Raw genomic sequence first — 18,143 nt, 5'->3', positions numbered from 1 at the left:
ATGGAGAGCAAGTAATGAGCTTCCACAATAAACAATTCAAGCATCTGATCGGCGGCTTTTTATGTGCTGTCAGTGCAGTAGTTTTACATTCGGCGGCATTTGCTGAAAAAGCGGATGCCGATAAGCCGACAGAAATTACCGCAGATCATTCTATTTCCGAAGGGAAGAAAAACGTATCTACCATCACGGGGAATGTCGTTTTGACCCGAGGTACCTTGTTAGTCAAAGCCGAGCGCGCTGTCGTGACAACCGCACAAGATGGAACGCAGAGTGCTGTTCTCTATGCTGTTGCGGGCGGCAAAGTATTTTTCCGTCAAAAGCGTGACGGCGGTCCAGACTTATGGGTAGAAGGTGTAGCAGACCGGGTCGAATATGACACCAGGACAGAATTAGTAAAATTTATTTCTAAGGCTGACGTGAAATATCTTGAAGGTAAAACCGTCACACAGGAACAGCAGGGCGACTTTTTATCCTACGACAGTCTTAGCGATGTATTCGTGGCGACTAATAATACGTCTGGAAAATCTGTTGACGGTGGCGGACGTGTGACGTTAATTTTGGCTCCAAAATCCGACAAAAAAGTCAAAGAATAAGATGAGTACATTATTAGTTAAGGGTTTGCAAAAGCGCTATGGCGCGCGGCAAGTCGTCCGTGACGTGTCGTTGGAAGTAAAGAGCGGTGAAGTGGTCGGTTTGCTAGGTCCGAACGGCGCTGGCAAGACTACATCGTTTTATATGATTGTTGGACTGGTACCCTCTGATGCCGGTGAGATCAATATTGATGGTGTTGATATCTCGCGCTTACCCATACACAAACGTGCAACCTTGGGCTTATCTTATTTGCCGCAAGAGGCCTCGGTATTTCGTAAGCTGTCTGTAGAAGACAATATCCGTGCAGTTCTTGAATTACAAAAAGATGAAAACGATCAATTTCTGAGTAAAAAGAAAATTGAAAAACGTTTAGACACCTTGCTGGCCGAATTGCAGATTGACGGCATTCGTGAAAATCAGGCTTTATCCTTGTCGGGTGGTGAACGTCGCAGGGTAGAGATCGCCAGAGCATTGGCAACCAATCCTCGTTTCGTGTTGTTGGATGAGCCTTTTGCAGGCGTCGATCCGATTGCCGTCATTGAGATCCAACGGATTGTGCGCTTCCTTAAAAACCGGGGTATCGGCGTTCTGATCACAGATCACAATGTACGCGAAACTCTTGGCATTTGTGACCATGCCTACATCATTAATCAGGGCGCTGTGTTGGCGACTGGTAAGCCAGACGATATCATTAAAGACGAATCGGTTCGCCGAGTTTATCTGGGAGAGCATTTCCGCATGTAGCGGGAAGCCATACGATGATGAAGCAAAGCCTGCAACTCCGCACGTCCCAGCATTTGGCCTTAACGCCCCAATTGCAGCAATCGATACGTTTGCTGCAATTGTCCACGCTGGAGCTACATCAAGAGTTAGAAAATCTACTTTCCGACAATCCCATGTTGGAGCGGGTAGATGATCCTATGGATAATGCAGTGCGCTTGCTGGCCGACGGCGCCATCAGTGCGACTACGAATAATTCTGAAACTGAATTCGCCGCGCCAGAAATGAATGGCGATGCAGCTACTGCAAGTGCCAGTACTGAAAATGCCGAGCTTAGCGAAGTCGCTGCCTCTGCCGATAGCACCAGCGCGAATGAAGAAGAGTGGAGCTTTGATGATGTTCCTCAAGGCAGCAAATCGTCAGAAGAAGATGACGGACGTCCGCAGTTAGAAGCAGCACAAACTAGCCTCAGAGATCACTTGTTGGAGCAGATGCGATTGAACATTCGCGAGCCCCGTGATCGTGCTCTGATTGAGCTGATGATTGATGCCTTGGATACCAATGGCTATTTGATGGAAACGCTTGAAGAAATTCATGCCAGCTTGCCATTGGAATTATGTGTTGAGCCGGAAGAATTATCCTTTGCGCTGAACATGTTGCAGAACTTTGACCCTAGCGGTGTCGGTGCCAGAAATGTATCCGAATGTCTGGCCTTGCAGATTAAACGTTTTCCTAAAATTCCTTTTGTGACGCGTCGGCTGGCGCAAAAAATTGTTGAGAGCCACATCACTTTATTCGCTCAAAGAGATTTTAATAAGTTGAAGAAAATCCTTAATTGTGATGACGAGGATTTACGCGAAGCGCAAGTGGTTATTCGTCAATGTAACCCCAAACCGGGTGCTGAATTTGCCGTGGCGGCTTCAGATTATGTCGTGCCGGATGTGATAGTCAGAAAGACAGTGAACGGCTGGCAAGTATTACTCAATCAAGATGTGATGCCAAAGCTACGTGTTAATAGTATGTACGCCAGCATCATGAAGCAAAATCGGGGTGACGGTACGCTAGGTTCCCAATTGCAAGAGGCGCGCTGGCTAATCAAAAATATGCGGCAACGCTTTGATACGATTTTGCGGGTTTCACAAGCGATAGTTGAAAGACAACGTAATTTTTTCACGCACGGTGCCGTTGCAATGCGACCACTTGTGTTGCGCGAAATTGCTGATACACTGGGTTTACACGAGAGCACTATTTCTCGTGTAACGACGCAAAAATACATGCTGACCCCGCATGGTATGTTTGAGTTGAAATATTTCTTCGGTAGCCATGTCGCGACGGAAGCAGGGGGGGAAGCATCATCCACCGCGATACGTGCACTCATCAAGCAGTTGATAGGAGCAGAAGACCAGAAAATCCCACTCTCTGACAGCAAGATTGCAGACATGCTGGGAGAACAAGGCATGGTAATTGCGCGACGCACAGTCGCCAAATATCGCGAGGCCTTGAAAATCCCGCCAGTAAGCCTGCGCAAATCTTTGTAACTTGTTCTTGAAATATCCTCGTGTGTTGCTATATATAATTTAGCTCAATAAATAATTTAAGTATTAGTCTGCCAATTCATCGTCTGATTAAATTTACATTAATTGAGTTAAGACAAAATGTTTGTAACAAGTAAGATTACCAAGGAGCGTAGTATGAATCTCACCATCAGTGGACATCACCTCGAAGTAACTCCTGCAATTCGTGAACATGTGCAAAATAAGCTTGAACGTATCAGGCGGCATTTCGATCAAGTAATTGATATCGCCGTCATCCTGACCGTGGACAAGCTCAAAGAAAAGGAAAAACGCCATAAAGCAGACATTAATCTGCACATCAGTGGCAAAGATATTCATGTTGAAAGCCTGGCACAAGATCTCTACGCCGCCATCGACACTCTCATCGACAAACTGGACCGACAAGTCATTAAACATAAAGACAAAATCCAAAATCATCAACATGACGCGATCAAACACATACCCGATCCGACGCCAGTGTAAGCAGATGACTTAGTCGCTTTTTCGATTAGAAAATAGCAAAAAAGGACGCAATCCGGCGTCCTTTTTTTGTTTACGTAACACTTGATTTTTTTGCGAAGATTATGCGCTGATATAAATATACTCCCATATTATTTTTATAAATATGGCTTATTGTCCAGTAATTACATGGACAACTAAAATATACCTGGGGAGAGTATTTATATTGGGTACTGGAGAAATAAGCGACACTCGTAGCTATTCATTTCTTTAAGCCGCACAGATTAGCTTGTACGCATTTAAATTTAACCTCAATACCCTAAAGTTTTTCCGTCGGGATTGCGCGGATCTGAATAACCATCAAATCCCTGATTGCTCATTTGTATCGTTTGTGTGCGCCCCATAGTCGGTGACAATCTCAGATGCTGACCTTTTTGCTCCAGTATGTTTAAGGTATCGATAGTGATCCCTTTTTCTACGCGCAATTGATCTGGCATCCATTGATGATGAATGCGAGGCGCAATGCTGGCTTCGGCAATATTCATATCATGGTCAATCACATTCATAATAATTTGCAAACTGGTGGTGATAATCCGGCTACCCCCCGGGCTGCCTGTGGTCAGAAATGGTCGTCCGTCTTTTAAAATAATTGTCGGTGACATTGAGCTGAGCGGGCGCTTGTATGCCGCAATCGCATTGGCATCGCCACCAAGTAATCCAAACGCGTTGGGAGCACCCGCTTTTACGGAGAAATCATCCATTTCATTATTTAAGGTAATGCCGGTGCCGCTAGCAACGATGCCGCTACCAAAATTCAGATTCAGCGTGTAGGTAGTTGCGACGACGTTACCATACTGATCTGCTGTAGCAAAATGGGTAGTTTGATCACTTTCGTAAGGCGCTAGTTTACCGGGCTTGATTTGATCGGACGGCGTTGCATGTTCTGGATTAATTTTCTTTGATAACTCATCAGCATAGGCGCGTGATGTCAGTGCTTTAATCGGTACTTTGACAAAATCGGGATCGCCCAAATATTCAGAACGATCGGCATAAGCGAGCTTCATGGTCTCCGCCATCAGGTGTAAGTTTTGTGCGCTATTACTGCCTTGTTCTTTAATCGGAAAGTGTTCAAGAATATGCAACATTTGTACGATGTGTACGCCGCCTGAGCTGGGTGGCGGCATGGCCACGATTTCATAGCCGCGATAACTACCTTTGACGGGTTCGCGCTCGACGACCTTATAATTTTTCATATCTTCTGCGCTGATGATGCCTTCATGCTGCGCCATTTCTGCAACAATTTTCTTTGCGATGGCGCCTTGATAAAAAGCACTCGCGCCTTCTTTTGCAATCAACTTGAGGGATGCAGCCAGATCTTTTTGGATTAATTTTTCACCTGCGACCAGAGGTTTGCCATTTTTAAAAAAGATCGCTTTGCTCGACTCCCACGCGCCCAAATGGTCGTATTCTGCGTCGAGGATGCTGGCTAGATGTGGACTTACCTCAAAGCCTTGTTCTGCCAGTTGTATCGCAGGTGCAATGACATCTGATAATTTCATGGTGCCGTATTTACTTAGCGCCTGCGTCAATCCGGCGACAGTTCCAGGTACGCCAATCGCCAAATGCGAGTAGAGTGATTTGCCAGGAATGACTTTGCCTGCTTTATCCAGATACATGTCGCGGCTTGCTTTGATGGGGGCCATTTCGCGGAAATCCAGTGCGATGTCTTTACCCGATTTGGCGTCATGGATTAGCATAAAACCTCCACCACCAATATTGCCTGCGTTGGGCAACACCACCGCCAGCGCAAAGCCAACCGCCACCGCAGCATCGACCGCATTCCCGCCGCGCTTTAACATATCCAGGCCAACTTGCGTTGCCAAGCCTTGTTCGCTCGCCACCATCCCATGCTTAGCATGGATTGGACTGACGATGTCATAACCAATATCGTATTTAACAACGGGATTAATGCTGGTAGTTTTAGCTACGAATTGCGCTTGTGTCGCAGTAATGCTTGATGCCAGCGCCAGTGCGATTAATCCTAAGCGTGATACGCGCAACAAGCTTGTTGAATTTGACAGAAATAGGCAAGGTAGTGGGGAAAGCAGCGGAGCGCGCATGGATTATCCTTGGGACGTTTCAATAGAATTGATTTTAACTTGATCGTCTTATCCAGTCAGACTGGATTTCTCTTATTAACAGGACTTGCGTAAGTCCTAATTAGTTTAGATAGATATTATTTCGTTCAATAAAAAAGCCACCTGAAGGTGGCTTTTTTTGGTTCAGGCAGAAACGAATTACTTCGCTGCTGCTTCGCCTTCTGCTGCAGTAGCGCCAGCAGGTACCACAGCGATAGCGACAGTCGCGTCATCACCGTGAACAATTGCTGTAACGCCTTTTGGCAATACCAGGCTAGAAACGTGGATAGATTGACCAGCTTCCAATTTGGACAGATCAACTTCAACGAATTCTGGCAAGTCTGCTGGCAAGCAAGAGATATCCAGTTCAACAGCAACGTGGCTGATGACTGCAGCAGACAACTTAACTGCTGGAGATACGTCAGCATTGATGAAATGCAGAGGTACTTTTACGTGGATTTTCTTGTTTGCATCAACGCGTTGGAAGTCAACGTGCAATACTAATTGTTTGTATGCGTGGACTTGGAAGTCGCGCAACAATACTTTTTCGGCTTTACCATCAACTTCCAGATCCAAAATGGATGAGTGGAAGGCTTCTTTTTTCAATGCATGGTACAAAGCATTGTGGTCCAGAGTGACGCTGACAGGCGCTTCTGTACCGCCGTAGATGATACCTGGTGTTTGGCCAGCAATACGCAGGCGGCGGCTCGCTCCGGTCCCCTGCTCTTTGCGTGCAAATGCGATTACTTTCATGGTGCTACTCCAAAAAATGCAAGATTGAACTTGCGGTTTTGCGTCCCCGCGACCAGGGACACAGAAAAAACGAGCTTGTTTTAAAACAAGCTCGCAGAAAATTATGCTTAATCCGTGAACAGAGAAATAACGGATTCGCCTTTAGTAATACGGCGGAAAGTCTCAGCCAGCAAACTGTCGCAAGACAATTGGCGGATTTTGCTACATGCTCTTGCAGCATCTGACAGAGGAATGGTATCGGTGACAACCAGCTCATCCAACGGTGAGTTGGAGATACGGTCAATTGCCGGACCCGACAATACTGGATGTGTACAGTAAGCCAATACTTTTTTCGCGCCACGTTCTTTCAGAACTTCTGCCGCTTTGGTCAGTGTCCCGGCAGTATCGACCATGTCATCCATAATCACGCAGTTACGTCCTTCGACTTCACCGATGATGTTCATGACTTCTGATACGTTGGCTTTTGGACGACGTTTATCAATGATCGCTAAATCGCAACCCAAACGTTTTGCCAGCGCGCGGGCGCGGACGACGCCACCAACGTCGGGTGAAACGACTAATAAGTCTTCATAGTTCTTGGCAACCAGATCACCCAGCAAAATCGGTGATGCATAAATATTATCAACCGGAATATCAAAGAAGCCTTGGATTTGGTCTGCATGCAAATCCATAATCAGCACGCGATCAACGCCAGCTTTTTCCAGCATGTTGGCAACAACCTTCGCTGAGATCGCTACTCGTGCAGAGCGCGGACGGCGGTCTTGGCGGGCATAACCAAAGTAAGGAATCGCCGCAGTAATGCGACCAGCAGATGCGCGCTTCAGAGCGTCGACCATCAAGATGATTTCCATCAGATTGTCATTCGTCGGTGCGCAGGTTGATTGCAAAACGAAAACATCTTTACCTCGGACGTTTTCATTAATTTCGACCATCACTTCACCGTCGGAAAATTTAGAAACGTCTGCTTTACCGAGAGGAATGCCCAATTGTTTGACAACACCTTCAGCCAACGCAGGGTTAGCATTTCCGGTGAAAACCATCATGTTGTCATTTGCGCGCGCGTTTGCCATGGCGGGACCTATCGGCTAGATTGAGGGTCAAGCGTAGTTGCTAATTCAGACTTAAACTTTTAGCAAAAACACTGCTGATACAATTGAAAAAAGCCGCCGCACATTGTATGCGGCGGCTTTATATTTAATGGCAGGGGATGGAGGACTCGAACCTCCGAATGCCGGAATCAAAATCCGGTGCCTTAACCAACTTGGCGAATCCCCTACACAACCGTTTATCTGGTGTTAAATTCTGAGCCGCTATTTTAGCGGGATTTCAACACCAGACCAAATTTTTTTACGTCTGCAGCAAATAAGCCATCGGGTGTTGACTTATTGCTTTGGCTTTCCATGATTGCCAGTGATGCGGTACTTGTTTTAGCGCCTGATCGGCGTTTGCCTCATCAGAAAATGCACAAAAAACACAAGCACCAGATCCGGTCATCTTCGCGTTGCCGTAAGCGCTAAGCCACTGAATGGCTGCTGCAACTTGCGGGAACAGCGTACAAGCAACTGTTTGCAGATCGTTTTTCCAAATCATTTCTGATAGGCTGGAAAAGTCCGCTATTTTGATTGGTTTCGTATCCCTTGTCAACTCTTTGGCAGAAAAAATTGCTGGTGTCGGTACTTGGACGCCGGGTTCTATCACCACAAACCATTGCTCTGGTGTGTGGATAGCTTGCAGTCGCTCACCTATGCCTTCTGCGAAGGCATTTTGGCCGAACAGGAAAAACGGAACATCGGCACCCAATTGCAAGCCCAGCGCCATTAGTTCGTGCCGCGTTAGCCCGCATTCCCATAAATGATTTAGTGCGATCAGCGTGGTTGCTGCATCGGATGAGCCGCCGCCAAGTCCGCCACCCATGGGAAGTTTTTTCGTCAGTGTTAGATTGGCGCCATAAGTGCTGCCGCTATGATGTTGTAGCAAGCGAGCTGCGCGCACCATTAAATCGGTATCTGCAGGAACCCCGACAATCTCGTTGGTACGATGAATAAGGCCGTCATCGCGGACTTCAAAGTCCAGCATATCGCAGTAGTCAATCAACTGGAACGCAGTTTGTAGTAGGTGGTAGCCATCTGCGCGGCGACCAGTGACGTGCAAGAACAGATTAAGTTTTGCCGGTGCCGGGCAATTGCTGAGGTGGCGGGGCTTCATTATGCTTGTTTCTATTGCTGTTTTTACCTTTTTAACATTCATCGCTGCGCTCATTGCAAGGTCCATTGTTCTATCGCGATGCGGATGGCAATTTCTCCGGCTTGCACAGAGTTACGTTGTAAGTTGATACGCTTGGGGTAGAGAGGCGTGCTATCCAGATTCCATGTGACGTAGCGCAGATGCCATCCATCGGCATCAAGCACGGTATTATCATCCGTTTTTAGTGCGATCCGTTTGCCTTGTGTGTCGAGACTAAAACCTTGTAACCAGTCGCGTAAGCCGCTGACTGGTAGCGCCCAACCCAAACTATCATTGAGCAAACTATCCAGGTCGCTGGCATAGCGAGTTGCTTTGCCAGCTTGTTGCATACTTGCACCCGTTGGAGTTTGTTGAATCGTTGCAATCACCTGGCCTAGCGGTGACAGCAAAGTAATGTTGGTACTGGTCGCAGTCTGTTGCCATTCAAAGCTGCCGGGTAAGGTTTGCTCCTTGTCATTTTGCTGATACTGCACCGATATCCTGCCAGTGATTTGCAGGTTTTCTTGATATTGACGGTCTGGCGACGCGTTGGTCTGACGTGGTGTGCTAGCGCAGCCGGATAAAGTCAGGCTTAAAAAAAAGCTGAATAAGATCAATAAAAAATGGGAGTATCTGATTGATAGTGCTGATTGTCCAGACTTTATTTGGAGCATATAAGTAATTTATAGTGTACTCACTGGGAGTATATTGTTTGATGCGGTGAGCTGAACTATATTTAAAGTTCGCGCATTCATACATTTAAGCCTGCTTAAGTAAGGCTTTACTTTAAAGCTTTACTTCAGAGCTTCACAGACAGGCGTTGCAATGTTGATTTAAGAGCTTCGTTATCGGCATCTTTTGTTTTGGCTTCGTGCCAGAACTTGCGGGCTTCGTCTTTTAAGCCTTTTGCCCAGAGCACTTCGCCCAGATGTACGGCAATCTCAGCGTCAGGGCGCAATTTGTAGGCGCGACGTAAGGCTTCTTCTGCTTCATCTAATCTTGCCAGACGGAATTTTACCCAGCCCAGGCTATCCAGAATGAAGGCGTCATCAGGCGCAAGCTGTGCCGCTTTTTCGATGAGCGTCAAGGCTTCATCCAGGCGAATATTGCGGTCTGCCAACGAATAACCTAGTGCGTTGTAGGCATTTTGGTTGTTCGGCGCCAAAACCATCACACGTTTAAGGGCGACTTCCATTTCTTCCGTTTTTTGCTGGGATTCAGCCAACATGGCGTAGTCGTATAATAAATCTGTGTTGTCAGGAAAACGTTTTAGCGCGTCCTCTAACACAGTAGTCGCCTCTGCTGGCATGCGGGCATCCCGCAACAATTGCGCATCTACTTGCGCCAATTGTGCTTCCTCGACCTCATTGCCAGCTTTGTAATCGCGCAAAAACTGGCGTGCCTCGCTTAATTTGCCTTGCTTCGCCATCAATTGCGCGCGTCTTATCTGGGTGCCAAAATAGGCACTGTTTTTGCCGTCGTAAGAATCTACTTTGGCTAGCCATGTTTCTGCGGCTACGTAGTCTTCACGGTCTATTGCGATTTGTGCCAGATTGATTAAAGCGGGGGTTGGGTCCCGTTCCTCGCTTGGGTTGGCTTCCAGCTCGTTGAGGTAGCGTGTCAGATAACGTTCTGCCATTTGATTATGACCGGGTTTTTTGCTATCCATGGCGAGCACGCCTAAGGTGTATAGCACGGTCACATCATTCGGTTTATCTCTCAGCAATTCCTCAAATTCCAACGTGGCTTTGTCTAACTGGTGTAGGTCAATCAAGATGCTGGCATGCGCAAGACGCACATCTCTGGCTTGCGGATTTTTTTCTAGAAAGGCAGCCATCGCCTTAATTGCATCAGTTTGTTTAGACGCTTGCGCGATGGTCAGGATGGCGAGTTGTGAGTCTGGCTTTGCCTGCAAAACCAGCTCTGCCTCAGCCACTGCACGCTTGTTGTCGCCATGGGCATATGCACCTTGCGCCAGCGCCAAATGGGCTTCTGGTCGGTCTTTGTAAGGCGCGAGGATTTCTTCCAGTGTATCGAAAGCGGCATTTTTATCTCTTGCACGCAGGAGCAAACGCTGTGCTTGCAGCATTAATACGGCATATTGTTTAGGATCGGCAGCGCGCAGTTTTTCCGTGAAAACGTTCTGGATTTCAGCCAGATTATTATTCATCACCATAAAGCCGAGGTAATACTGAGTTGCCTCGCTAGAGTTCGGTGATAATTCCCGCCACAGCCGGATCGCGGTCAATGACTCGCCAGGTTGTTTTACGGTGAGCGCAATCTCAGTTGCGCGTCGTGCCAGACGTGGATCGCGGGTTTGCTGCGCGACGCTGAGTATGGTGACGTAAGCAGCTTGCCAGTTGCCCCGCTGGAAGGCGATTTCAGCGGTCAAAATTTTGTACAGCAATTCATCGGTTAAGGCGACTGTGGGCAAGTTCTCCTGAATTGCAGGCATAGAATTGCCATCGTCGGTATTTTCTGCCGCCAAGGCGGCTTGCGCCGCAGCACTTGCGCCAGCGGCCTGATGTGCGTCGTCCGTGGCACTATTTAAGGGAGAAAAACCAGAACATGCAGAAAGCAAACTCGCCGTCACAATGGCAGCAGTAACTATGCGCAGAGCCGTTACAATACGAGACTTAATTAAGTTCGCTGAATTAGCCAAATCAGTTAAATTCGTCGCAGTTGAAAAAACCGCTGGAGCAGTAAGTGAGGTAAGTGAGTCAGCAGATTTGACGTTGTCAGATTCAGCCACAGATGCAAAAATAGTTTTCAAAGCATTATCCAAGATTGACTGATGATGCTCGATTTTACGCTCAAGCCGTTATTGCGTGGTAAAGCTTCTCGTGTCAAATTGTAATGGCGCGGACTCTTGGGGGCAGGATTGCTTACTTAACCATCTCGATTCCATTGCGCACCATCGCACTGCATTGCAATGTAAAGTGCACTCCTAAATCATCAAAACACGCAAACAGTTATCTATGCCAGAACTCCCAGAAGTAGAAGTCACCCGACGCGGTGTCGCACCCCATTTAGAAGGGAAGCAAGTAACGCAAGTGCTAATGCGACGTGCGGGTTTGCGCTGGCCTTTTCCGGTAAATTTACCAGCGCTGCTGCAAGGCCAAACTATTCTGGCTGCTGGCCGTCGGGGTAAATATCTGCTGCTGCATTTTAAGCACGGCACTTTATTGATTCACTTAGGAATGTCAGGACATTTACGGGTTATCCCCACGCAAACACCACCGCAAAAGCATGATCACATCGATATTGTGGTTGGTGCGCAAGCCTTGCGCATGACGGATCCCCGACGTTTTGGAGCGGTGCTTTGGCATGATGCAGCCGATGGCGATGTTAACCAGCATTTGTTGTTGCGGGCTTTGGGCGTGGAGCCGCTGGAAGAGCAGTTCAGCGCAGAATTGCTTTACCGGCAGACGCGCCAGCGCCCCGCGGCGATTAAACAAGTGTTGCTGGCAGGCGATATTGTGGTCGGCGTAGGTAATATTTATGCATCTGAAAGCCTGTTTCGCGCCAGAATTAACCCTAAGACGGCAGCCAACCGCATTAGCCTTAAACGATATCAGTTACTAGCTGAGGAAATTCGGCTCACTTTGGCCGCTGCGATTGCGCAAGGTGGCAGTAGTTTGCGGGATTTCATTGGTGTTGATGGTCAAACAGGCTATTTTCAGCAGACATATTTCGTATATGATCGTGCTGAAGACGCTTGTCGTGTATGTAAGTCGCCAATACGACAGATTAAGCAAGGTCAACGCAGTACTTTTTACTGCACAAATTGTCAAAAATAGGTCAAAGTGCTAGATTCTAGGCAACCATAATAATTATTTGAGGGCAACATGAGCAATCTGGTTCAAAAATTCCAGGAATACAGTGACTGGCGCAAAGGTGTCGTGAGTGCGTTAGAGCAGTATCGCGCATGGATACATGGATCGGATATGGCCGATGCCGCCAGTGATCAGCGCATCTCGCGTTTGCTGGAAAGATTGGTCGATGACAAACTAACCATCGCTTTTGTTGCAGAATTTTCACGCGGCAAATCAGAATTAATTAACGCGATTTTTTTCGCGGATTACGGACAGCGCATTTTGCCATCGTCCGCCGGTCGTACCACGATGTGTCCGACTGAGCTGTTGTATGACGAGACTATTCCACCATGCATCCGCCTGTTGCCGATAGAAACCCGCAAAGAAGCACAATCCACTAGCGACTACAAAGGCCAGCACCATGTCTGGACCGTATTGCCGCTAAATATCAGCTCTGGGGATGGCATGCTAGAGGCTTTTAAACAAGTGAGCCTGACCAAACGGGTATCGATAGAAGAAGCCAAATCCTACGGTTTGTTTGATGAAGACGATCCTGATGCTGCTTTAGAAATTGATGAAAATGGCCTGGTCGAGATTTCTCAATGGCGTCATGCGATTGTGAATTTCCCGCATCCATTGCTCAAAGAAGGTTTGATCATTGTCGATACTCCAGGCCTAAACGCAATCGGTACCGAGCCTGAGCTGACACTGAATTTAATCCCCAACGCGCATGCCGTATTGTTTATTCTGGCTGCCGATACCGGCGTTACTAAAAGCGATATTGACGTCTGGCGCAATCATATTGGCGGCGGTCCTGGCCGTATGGTCGTGCTCAATAAGATTGATAGCATGTGGGATGAGCTGCGCACTGCAGACGAGATAGAAGCCCAAATCAAACATCAGATCAGTACTGTTGCACATAATTTATCGCTGGACGAAAAACAAATTTTCCCGGTGTCAGCGCAAAAAGGCCTGGTCGCTAAAATCAACAAAGATGCGCCATTATTAGCCAAGAGTCGCCTGCCGACCTTGGAATATGCACTCTCTAAAGAACTGATCCCCTCCAAGCAAGACATCATCCGCGCCCAGATGACGACGGACATCAATGAAATCACCGGTGCGCAGCAAGCGATTATTTCTGCCCGTACTCGCAGCGTGGTAGAGCAAATGATGGAGCTGAAAAGTTTGCGCGGCAAGAACATCAACGTGATTGAACACATGATGCGCCGGATCGATGCAGAGAAAAAAGAATTCGATGCCAGCCTGATCAAGATGCAAGGAACACGTGCCGTATTCACCCGCTTATCGACCGAGGTATACACCAGTTTGGGTATGGATATTTTGCGTGAAGAAATTCGTAAATCCAGAGAAGCCATGCAGAAGAGTAAATTTTCTACTGGCCTGAAAGATGCAGTCAGACAGTTCTTTAGTAATATCAAATTTAACCTGCAAGCATCGAATAAAAAGACGGATGAGATTTCTGAAATGATGACCATCATGTACAGAAAATTTTCGACCGAGCATGGCCTTGCCTTGTCCGCGCCGATGTCATTCTCTTTAGACAAATACATCCAGGAAGTCGCTTCAGTCGAGGCCGTATTCCAGAAGCAATTCAGTACTATGACCTTGCTGACGACGTCACAGGTTGCGCTGATGCAGAAATTTTTTGATTCTATTGCAGCGCGCGTGAAGCAAAGTTTTTTACAGGCGAACCGGGATGTAGAGGCGTGGCAAAAAGTCGTCATGGCACCGCTAGAAGCGCAAATCCGCGAGCACAAAGGTCAGCTCAAAAATCGTATGCAGTCGATACAGCGCATTCATGTGGCGACCGATAGTCTGGAAGAAAAAATTAGTTCTTTTGAAGCGATGCAAGCCGAGATGGACGCTAAAAAGAAAGCCTTGAGCGCCTTAGAATTGAATTTGAAAAATGCGCTTTTAGCAGAATTGAGCGCACTCAAGGTTGCTTAACTTAATATCGCTGATTGCCGCTGAGGGATTTAAGTTAAGCGCTTTAAAACATCTTAAAACGTTTTAAAGCGCAGTATATGTTTTAGCCCCTTCCTTCTTACTAACTTAACACGAGCTTTAATGATGTTTGGTACTCAAGATCTCGCGTTATTTATTGTCTCTGGCCTGTTGCTTAATCTTGTCCCAGGCCCCGATTCTTTGTTGATCATGACGCGCAGTGCCAGCCAGGGCTGGCGTGCTGGTTCTGCTGCGGCTTTAGGAATTGGCACCGGTACTTTTGTACATATTTTTGCCGCAGCAATGGGTTTGTCGGCAGTATTGGCAAGCTCTGCTGCGGCTTTTACGATCGTCAAGTTATTCGGCGCAGCGTATTTGTTGTACGTCGGAGTCGGGCTTCTGCTGGCAAAAAGCGCAACTGCCAGCGAGCTTGACACACCCGTAACAAAGTCGCCAGATCTGAGTTACAAGACCATATTCCAGCAAGGTTTTTTGACCAACGTACTGAACCCAAAAGTAGCGGTATTTTTTTTGGCTTTTGTACCGCAATTTATCGCAGCATCTGCATCGAATAAAGCGCTGGCGTTTATTGTGCTGGGCTGTATTTTTAATTTCAACGGCATGCTGTGGTGTCACTTTTTAGCAGTCTCGACTGCAGTAGCCAGCAAGCGTGTGCGCGTGAATAAGACGGTCTCAGCCTGGCTCAATCGCCTGATCGGCGCGATGTTTGTTTCTTTTGGAATCAAGCTTGCATTAAGTAGCAAATAAGCAGCAATCAATCATCAACTGCCAAATCCCGTGATATAGATCTGTTTTTGAATATACTCTTAGTGAGTATATTTAATCGTCCAGGGTTTAACTGGACGATAGGGCATATTTATGAAAAATGCGGGGGAGTATGCTCAATAAGTCCTTGTTTGACCTTGAGTTAGCCTAGTGATCTTGATTGCGGGAACTCAGGATTGCAGACCCTAAAGTGTAAGAAAAACTCAACCGCAATTTCAAGCTCTGTTTCAACATCAGTCGCAAGCCGATCAATGATTCTCCAGCAAACTCTTTAATTGATCCGAGCGGGAAGGGTGGCGTAATTTTTTCATCGCCTTGGCTTCGATCTGGCGGATGCGCTCACGCGTGACTTCAAATTGTTTGCCGACCTCTTCCAAAGTGTAATCCGTTGCCATCTCCAGACCAAAGCGCATCCGCAAGACCTTGGCTTCGCGCGGGCTGAGTGAGTCTAAGACTTCTTTGAGTTTTTCTTGTACCGAGGCTTGCATGGCGGCGGCCATGGGTGACAGCGTATTGTTATCCTGAATAAAGTCGCCTAATTGTGAGTCGCCATCGTCACCGATCGGTGTATCCATGGATACCGGTTCTTTGGCGATCTTCATGATCTCGCGTACTTTGCTTTCGGACATTTCCATCTTCTCGGCAATGATTGCCGGATCAGGTTCCAGGCCATTTTCTTGCATCAATTGACGTTTGATGCGATTCATTTTATTGATGGTTTCTATCATGTGAACCGGTACGCGGATAGTGCGCGCCTGATCCGCAATCGCTCTGGAAATCGCTTGCCGTATCCACCAGGTTGCATAGGTAGAGAACTTATAGCCGCGACGATATTCAAACTTATCGACCGCTTTGAGCAAACCGATATTGCCTTCCTGGATCAGATCAAGGAATTGCAAACCACGGTTAACATATTTCTTGGCGATAGAAATAACTAGACGCAAATTCGCCTCTGTCATCGCACGCTTGGCATCGGCTGCGCGCTTCTCACCTGCGATCATTTGCTTATTAATTTTGCGCAGATCGCTTAGAGGCAATGCGACTTTTTCTTCCAGCGTGATGAGTTTTTGTTGCAGCTCATTGGCGGCATGGATATGACGACGGATTAGCAGGCTATATGGCTGCTCTGCATCCATTTCATCCTCTAACCATTGGGTATTGGTCTCGTTGCCGAGGAAACTGGTGATAAAGTGCTGGCGCGGCATGCCACATTTGTTGACTAATAAATCCTGAATTTTTTTCTCGATCTGACGCAGTTCCAACATCTGTTTGCGTAAGGTGTCGCATAGTTTTTCTATCGTCTTGACTGAAAAGCGGATACCTAATAATTCTTGCGCGATGCTTTGTTGTGCTTTGACATAGACCGCGTCATTGGTATTCCTGGCGCTGCGCATTTTCTCAAACTGTGCGGCGATCACGGCAAGTTTTAACAAGACGGCATTTTTAAGTTGCAGTAATTGCTCTTCGCTCACCGCGTCATTGCTGACGGCATCATCTTCGTCTTCTTCATCCTGATCATCTTGCTCGTCACTGCTGACGTTGCTGACAATGGCGGACTGAATCAGATCTTCATTCGCGTTGGGGTCCATCAAGCCATCAACGATGTCGTCGATCTTAGTTTCATCCTTAGCGATTTTTTCTGCGATGGCTAGCAGTTCTGCAATCGTGCTTGGGCAGGCAGAAATGGCTTGCAGCATATCTTTCAAGCCATCTTCAATACGCTTGGCGATTTCTATTTCGCCGCTGCGCGTCAGCAATTCAACGCCACCCATTTCACGCATGTACATACGCACAGGGTCGGTGGTGCGACCAAAATCGGCATCGACGGTGGACAGGGCTGCGGCTGCGGTGGCTTCTGCTTCATCATCGCTGACGGCATTATTGACGCTGTCTGTCAGCAGCAATAAGGTCGCATCGGGTGCGCGGTCATACACTGCCACACCCATGTCGTTGAGTGTACTGATGATGCTCTGAACCATTTCTGGATCAGACACATCTTCTGGCAAATGGTCATTGATTTCGGCATGCGTGAGGTAGCCGCGATCTTTGCCGATATTGATGAGCTTGGTGAGTTTTTTACGATAATGCTCTAACTGTTCTGCTGATCTTGCCGCGTTGGCGCTACCAGAGTTGCCGGTGCCGGCTTTTCTGGCCTTGGCTCTGGCAACGGATTTCAGTTCAGCAGACTCAAGCGCGTTTAAGGCGCGGATTTCTTCATTCTCGAATTGAAATTCGCTAGGCTTTCGACCACGTTTAGCGGCTTCTTTGACGCTTGGAAAGGTGTAGCTTGAGGTATCTATGCTCTCTAACGCGGACAGTTTGGATGTTGCTGAGGCTGCTGATACTGTCGATACTGCTGATACTGTTGGCGACACAGATGCCACCGGTGTTACTGATATTGCCGAGGTCGGCGAAATGATGGTGACTGGTGCGACGGCTAATTTTTCTCGTTTCGCATCGGGTCTTCCATCTGACATCGACTGCAATACCGGTTTTGGCGGCGTTGTTACTTTTGCTGGGCTAGCTTGGGTCCACACACGCGGCGCACGTTTTTCACTGATACTGACATTGCTCGCGCCCTGTTTTGTTGTCGATCCTGCTATCGCATTGGAGTTGGCAGCGTCTGGCTTAATTTCAGCGCTGGTTTGATCGCTAGGGTTTTCTATATTTTGCCCAGTCGTTACTGATGTATCTAGTGTCTTATCCAGCGTTTTTTTCAATAAACGTGAGGCCGATTTCTTGATCACGACGACAGGTGGTTTGTTGTCTGAAGTCGTGCTGGCTGCGTAGTAATCTGCAAACGGCTCGTCAATGACCGTTACTGCTTTAGCCATCGCTTCTGCTGGTTCTGCCAGCAATGGCGTGGCTGGCGTGGTCTGCGGCAAACTGCTCGCTACTGCAGGCTCAAACATGGCAAGCGCATCGCTAATCTGGGCGATGACTTCTGGTGCAGGGACGATGAGTTGAGCTGACATCTCCATGTTGGCTGGTAACGGCGCATCTTCCGCAGTCGTTGGCTCGATAACGATGATGATGTTTGCATCGGCGTCAGCATTAGCGGCTTTCTCAATCGCGGCACTACGTTCTGCTTCTGCCAATGCCACTTCTGATTCTGCAATTACTTCCGGTAATACTTGTGG

Annotated in this window: 14 protein-coding genes and 1 tRNA gene; 7 read left to right on the top strand and 8 right to left on the bottom strand. The window is 47.6% G+C overall.

What is annotated here, in order from left to right:
- Positions 1–14: 14 nt before the first annotated feature.
- From lptA to hpf, 4 genes are all read left to right on the top strand, one after another.
- Positions 15–593, top strand: a complete 579-nt coding sequence (lptA, locus tag AAKU64_RS04405) for a lipopolysaccharide transport periplasmic protein LptA (RefSeq protein ID WP_354361527.1) — start codon at positions 15–17, stop codon at positions 591–593.
- A 1-nt stretch (position 594) separates the two neighbouring features.
- The gene (lptB, locus tag AAKU64_RS04400) at positions 595–1,335 is read left to right on the top strand and encodes an LPS export ABC transporter ATP-binding protein (RefSeq protein ID WP_354329662.1); all 741 of its coding nucleotides are present in this window, start codon (positions 595–597) and stop codon (positions 1,333–1,335) included.
- 17 nt (positions 1,336–1,352) lie between these two features.
- On the top strand, positions 1,353–2,849 hold the full coding sequence (locus AAKU64_RS04395; RefSeq protein WP_354329752.1) for an RNA polymerase factor sigma-54: 1,497 nt from the start codon (positions 1,353–1,355) through the stop codon (positions 2,847–2,849).
- A gap of 153 nt (positions 2,850–3,002) precedes the next feature.
- On the top strand, positions 3,003–3,347 hold the full coding sequence (gene hpf / locus AAKU64_RS04390; RefSeq protein WP_322121175.1) for a ribosome hibernation-promoting factor, HPF/YfiA family: 345 nt from the start codon (positions 3,003–3,005) through the stop codon (positions 3,345–3,347).
- 287 nt (positions 3,348–3,634) lie between these two features.
- Here hpf and ggt read toward each other — a convergent pair whose 3' ends face one another.
- From ggt to AAKU64_RS04355, 7 genes are all read right to left on the bottom strand, one after another.
- Positions 3,635–5,443 carry a gamma-glutamyltransferase gene (gene ggt / locus AAKU64_RS04385; protein ID WP_354329660.1) on the bottom strand — a complete coding sequence of 603 codons (1,809 nt, stop codon included), beginning with the start codon at positions 5,441–5,443 and terminating at the stop codon, positions 3,635–3,637.
- A 177-nt stretch (positions 5,444–5,620) separates the two neighbouring features.
- On the bottom strand, positions 5,621–6,214 hold the full coding sequence (locus tag AAKU64_RS04380) for a 50S ribosomal protein L25/general stress protein Ctc (RefSeq protein WP_354329658.1): 594 nt from the start codon (positions 6,212–6,214) through the stop codon (positions 5,621–5,623).
- Between the two features lie 107 nt (positions 6,215–6,321).
- On the bottom strand, positions 6,322–7,284 hold the full coding sequence (locus AAKU64_RS04375) for a ribose-phosphate pyrophosphokinase (protein WP_322121178.1): 963 nt from the start codon (positions 7,282–7,284) through the stop codon (positions 6,322–6,324).
- Between the two features lie 128 nt (positions 7,285–7,412).
- A tRNA-Gln gene (locus AAKU64_RS04370) sits at positions 7,413–7,489 on the bottom strand.
- A 72-nt stretch (positions 7,490–7,561) separates the two neighbouring features.
- A complete protein-coding gene (gene ispE, locus AAKU64_RS04365; protein ID WP_354329656.1) occupies positions 7,562–8,419 on the bottom strand; it encodes a 4-(cytidine 5'-diphospho)-2-C-methyl-D-erythritol kinase in 858 nt (285 codons plus the stop codon).
- A 50-nt stretch (positions 8,420–8,469) separates the two neighbouring features.
- On the bottom strand, positions 8,470–9,054 hold the full coding sequence (gene lolB, locus AAKU64_RS04360) for a lipoprotein insertase outer membrane protein LolB (RefSeq protein WP_354329654.1): 585 nt from the start codon (positions 9,052–9,054) through the stop codon (positions 8,470–8,472).
- Between the two features lie 182 nt (positions 9,055–9,236).
- Complete coding sequence (locus AAKU64_RS04355) at positions 9,237–11,210, bottom strand: tetratricopeptide repeat protein (protein ID WP_354329652.1); 1,974 nt, start codon at positions 11,208–11,210, stop codon at positions 9,237–9,239.
- A 205-nt stretch (positions 11,211–11,415) separates the two neighbouring features.
- Here AAKU64_RS04355 and mutM point away from each other — a divergent pair, with 205 nt between their 5' ends.
- The 3 genes from mutM (at position 11,416) to AAKU64_RS04340 (ending at position 14,985) form a co-directional block, all read left to right on the top strand.
- Entirely contained in the window at positions 11,416–12,237 is an 822-nt protein-coding gene (gene mutM / locus AAKU64_RS04350; protein ID WP_354329650.1) for a bifunctional DNA-formamidopyrimidine glycosylase/DNA-(apurinic or apyrimidinic site) lyase, read from the top strand.
- 48 nt (positions 12,238–12,285) lie between these two features.
- Positions 12,286–14,220, top strand: a complete 1,935-nt coding sequence (locus tag AAKU64_RS04345; protein ID WP_354329648.1) for a dynamin family protein — start codon at positions 12,286–12,288, stop codon at positions 14,218–14,220.
- Positions 14,221–14,343: 123 nt separating this feature from the next.
- Positions 14,344–14,985, top strand: coding sequence for a LysE family translocator (locus AAKU64_RS04340; RefSeq protein ID WP_354329646.1), 642 nt, complete (start codon positions 14,344–14,346; stop codon positions 14,983–14,985).
- Positions 14,986–15,251: 266 nt separating this feature from the next.
- On the opposite strand, the gene rpoD is transcribed toward AAKU64_RS04340, so the two are convergent.
- On the bottom strand, positions 15,252–17,480 hold the full coding sequence (rpoD, locus tag AAKU64_RS04335) for an RNA polymerase sigma factor RpoD (RefSeq protein ID WP_354361545.1): 2,229 nt from the start codon (positions 17,478–17,480) through the stop codon (positions 15,252–15,254).
- Positions 17,481–18,143 lie beyond the last annotated feature (663 nt).

The organism is Undibacterium sp. GrIS 1.8 (assembly GCF_040544445.1).
Taxonomy (GTDB): domain Bacteria; phylum Pseudomonadota; class Gammaproteobacteria; order Burkholderiales; family Burkholderiaceae_D; genus Undibacterium.
Note: the sequence above shows the minus strand (reverse complement) of the source record. Positions and strands in the feature narration are given on the sequence as shown.